The organism is Streptomyces phytophilus (genome assembly GCF_013870535.1).
Lineage (GTDB): Bacteria > Actinomycetota > Actinomycetes > Streptomycetales > Streptomycetaceae > Streptomyces > Streptomyces phytophilus.
Window position 1 is genome coordinate 1 of record NZ_JACBXC010000681.1, and the last position, 3,239, is coordinate 3,239.

Consider the following 3,239-nt stretch of genomic DNA (forward strand, 5'->3'; position numbering starts at 1 on the left):
GGCGCCAGCCGGCGTCTGAGGAGACGGGTGAGCTGCATGCGTACGGACTCCATGGGGGTGGGGGGTCGTCGCGTCAGGCTCACACGCGGTGCTCCGCCGCCCCCGCCGCGCGGCCCGGGGCCGGGGCGAAGTCCACCGCAAAGGACCACGGCCCGCCGCCACTCGGCTGGACTCCGCCCCGAATTCGCGATACATCTCGTCTTGACGGTCTCGCGAAATACGCGATATGTTCGGCCACGAATATACGGTCCCGGACATGGGAGGGGAGGGTCCGTGCCTCCGAAGCGGCGGAAGCTGAGCAACCCGCTGGCCCTGGCCGTGCTGGCCCTCCTCGCCGAGCGGTCGATGCATCCGTACGAGATCGCCCAGTTGCTGCGGCAGCGCGGCAAGGAGGAGAGCATCAAGATCAATTTCGGCTCCCTCTACACCGTGGTGCAGAACCTGGAGAAGCACGGCTTCGTCGCCACCGCCGGCGTGCAGAAGCAGGGGAACCGGCCCGAGCGCACGGTCTACGCCATCACCGATGCCGGCCGCGTGGAGATGCACGACTGGATCACGGAGATCGTCGCCGCCCCCCGCCGGGAGTACCCGCACTTCGAGGCCGCCCTCTCCCTGCTCGGCGTGCTGCCGCCGGACGAGGCGGTCGAGGCCCTGCAGACGCGGCTCGCGCGGCAGGAGATCAGGGCGGCGGGGCTGCGCGGTGCGCTGGCGAAGCTGTACGAGACGCTGCCGCGCGTCTTCGTCGTCGAGACCGAGTACCAGGCGCACATGCTGGAGGCCGAGGCCGCGTGGCTGCGCGGCCTGCTGGCGGAGCTGGCGGACGGCTCCCTCAGCGGCGTCGAGGAGTGGCGCGCCTGGCACGAGACCGGTGAGATGCCGGCCGAGTGGCGGGATACGGAGGAGGAGTTGCCCGGCGGCGCGGGCGGGACGCCCGGCGCCGCGCAGGAGACGCAGGACGCGAGGAGGGGCCCGTAGCGCCCCCGGAAGAAGCGTCCCGGCGGGCTGCGCCAACAGCCCGCCGGGACGGACCCCGAACATCCGGACCTGCGCGAGGGCAGGCGCCAGGCGTCGAGGTGCGGCACACCCCAGGATAGCCAGGCTCCGCTTTCGCCGATCGTCCGGCAGGACCCACGCACACCGTGCGAGAGCGGAGTTCGCCATGCCCGGGAACGGGACGCTCGCCGTCGAGGCGCGCGAGCTGAGGAAGACCTATCCCCACGACGTCACGGCCCTGGACGGCATGTCCCTGGCCGTCAGGGCCGGCACGGTCTTCGGGCTGCTCGGCCCGAACGGCGCCGGCAAGTCCACCGCGCTGCGGCTGCTCGGCGCGCTGACGCACCCGACGACCGGCACCGCGGACGTGCTCGGCCACCGCATCGGCCGGGTCGACATGCGGGAGCTGCGCGCCGCGATCGGCCTGGTCTCGGCGGCGCAGAAGGTGCCGCAGGACGCCACCGGGCACACGGTCGTCCTCACCGGCGCCAGCGGCACCGTGCAGCCGCTGTGGCGCACGTACGGCCCGGCCATGCGCGAGCGCGCGTACGAACTGCTGGCGGAGCTGGACTGCAAGGAACTCGCCGACCGCCCGTACGGCGTCTGCTCCGGCGGCCAGCGCGCCCGGCTGCTCATCGCCCGCGCGCTGCTGCCGGACCCGGGACTGCTGCTGCTCGACGAGCCGTTCAACGCGCTCGACCTGCCCTCACGCGAGGACCTGGTCGACGCCCTGGAGCGGCTCGCGCGAACCCGCCCCCGGCTGGCGACCGTCATGGTCACCCACCACCTGGAGGAGCTGCCGCCCACGACGAGCCACGCGCTGCTGCTGCGCGACGGCCGCGTCTCGGTGGCGGGCCCGGCGGCGGAGGTGCTCACGGGCGCCCGGCTGACGGAGTGCTTCGGCCGCCCGATCGAGGTCCACCACCACACGGGCCGCTGGCAGGCCCGCTCCCCCCGCCCGTAGCGGCCCCGCGGGGCGTTCGCTGCCTCCACCGCCCCGTACCTCCGTGCACGGCCGCGGGCCCGTCCGCTACGCGCCCGGGGGTATGCGGTCGCGTTCGCCCGGCCAGTCCAGGGTCAGGCGGTGTGCCCGGGGAAGTTTGGCGACCACCAGGTCGTACGAGTCCTCGATCATCTCCAGCACCAGGTCCTCGGGCACGGCGCCGTCGAGGCGGACGGTGTTCCAGTGGCGCTTGTTCAGGTGGTACCCGCCGACGATCTCCGGGTACGTCGCGCGCAGTTGCACCGCCAGGTCCGGCTCGCACTTCAGGCTCACCGACAGCGGCGCGGCGGCCAGCTCGCTGAGCGCGAACATCTTGCCGCCGACCTTGAAGACGGAGACGGCCCGGTGGCGGTCGAAGGGCCACTCCTCGACGGCCCCGTTCGGCTCCAGGCAGGCGGCGCGAAGCTGGTCAGGTTCCATGCGCCCAGTATGGGAGCCCTCACTGACACCGCACGGCGAGCACCCGCCGGGGCGTACGTGGAGGGGGCCCGTACGGGTAGAAGTAGCGCATGGACTTGAACTCCCCGGTAGCCGTCGCGTTCATCGCCGCGGTGGTATCCGTCCTCGGAACGCTGCTGACGGTCCGCGCCGCAGTTCGGACCAGCCGCAACTCGGTCGTTCAGGCCCACAACGCAGTGGTTCAGGCGCAGGTCCAAGAGATCATCAAGAAGAGGATCGAGTTCTATCCCAAATTCTGGAAGATACCTGTTCGCTACGAAACGAACTGGGCCTTCAATAACCAGGACAAGACCCGCGAATGGGCCGAGCAGTACGCCCAGGATCTCAACGAGTTCAATCTTGAGGGTGGGGTTTTCTTCTCCCAGGCTGTCTACGAGAAGTTCTTCGAGCTGCGAGAGCTGCTCCGCGAAGCCATCGATGACACTCTCCCCGGCGCCGAAGTGCCGCGCGGCCTCACCGACCGCATACGGCGAGTCTTCTACGGCGACAGCATCTACGGCCCCGGCTTGTCCACCCTCCTTAAAGATGACCTCGGCAGCTACCAAGACGCTTTGCTCGCTCGCCGCAGCGACCGCTGAGCGGCCACCGCCAACGAAAAAGGGACCCCCGCGGTCCCTACAGCCCCGCCGACGTCGCCGCCGCCGTCAGCACCTCCCGCAGCATCGCCGGCGTCAGCCGTCCGGTGAAGGTGTTCTGCTGGCTGACGTGGTAGCACCCGTACAGCTCCAGCGGCGCGCCCCCGTCCGCCGTCAGCACCTCCCGCAGCATCGCCGGCGTCAGCCGT

General features: G+C 71.0%; 4 protein-coding genes. 3 read left to right on the forward strand and 1 reads right to left on the reverse strand.

Annotated features, from left to right (window positions below; translation table 11 throughout):
- The first annotated feature begins 273 nt into the window (after positions 1 to 273).
- Together H5J30_RS23450 and H5J30_RS23455 are read left to right on the forward strand one after the other, a co-directional pair.
- Positions 274 to 975, forward strand: a complete 702-nt coding sequence (locus H5J30_RS23450) for a PadR family transcriptional regulator (RefSeq protein WP_181789357.1) — start codon at positions 274 to 276, stop codon at positions 973 to 975.
- Between the two features lie 184 nt (positions 976 to 1,159).
- Positions 1,160 to 1,957 carry an ABC transporter ATP-binding protein gene (locus H5J30_RS23455; RefSeq protein ID WP_258563497.1) on the forward strand — a complete coding sequence of 266 codons (798 nt, stop codon included), beginning with the start codon at positions 1,160 to 1,162 and terminating at the stop codon, positions 1,955 to 1,957.
- Positions 1,958 to 2,023: 66 nt separating this feature from the next.
- Here H5J30_RS23455 and H5J30_RS23460 read toward each other — a convergent pair whose 3' ends face one another.
- Positions 2,024 to 2,416, reverse strand: coding sequence for an MmcQ/YjbR family DNA-binding protein (locus H5J30_RS23460; protein WP_018852609.1), 393 nt, complete (start codon positions 2,414 to 2,416; stop codon positions 2,024 to 2,026).
- A gap of 89 nt (positions 2,417 to 2,505) precedes the next feature.
- Between H5J30_RS23460 and H5J30_RS23465 the strand changes: the two genes are divergently transcribed.
- Positions 2,506 to 3,033, forward strand: a complete 528-nt coding sequence (locus tag H5J30_RS23465) for a hypothetical protein (RefSeq protein ID WP_181789358.1) — start codon at positions 2,506 to 2,508, stop codon at positions 3,031 to 3,033.
- Positions 3,034 to 3,239: the final 206 nt, after the last annotated feature.

Excerpts from the sequence above, each read along its gene's own strand:
- H5J30_RS23465 (WP_181789358.1), top strand. The coding sequence starts at position 2,506 with ATGGACTTGAACTCCCCGGTAGCCGTCGCGTTCATCGCCGCGGTGGTA.
- H5J30_RS23460 (WP_018852609.1), bottom strand. The coding sequence starts at position 2,416 with ATGGAACCTGACCAGCTTCGCGCCGCCTGCCTGGAGCCGAACGGGGCC.
- H5J30_RS23455 (WP_258563497.1), top strand. The coding sequence starts at position 1,160 with ATGCCCGGGAACGGGACGCTCGCCGTCGAGGCGCGCGAGCTGAGGAAG.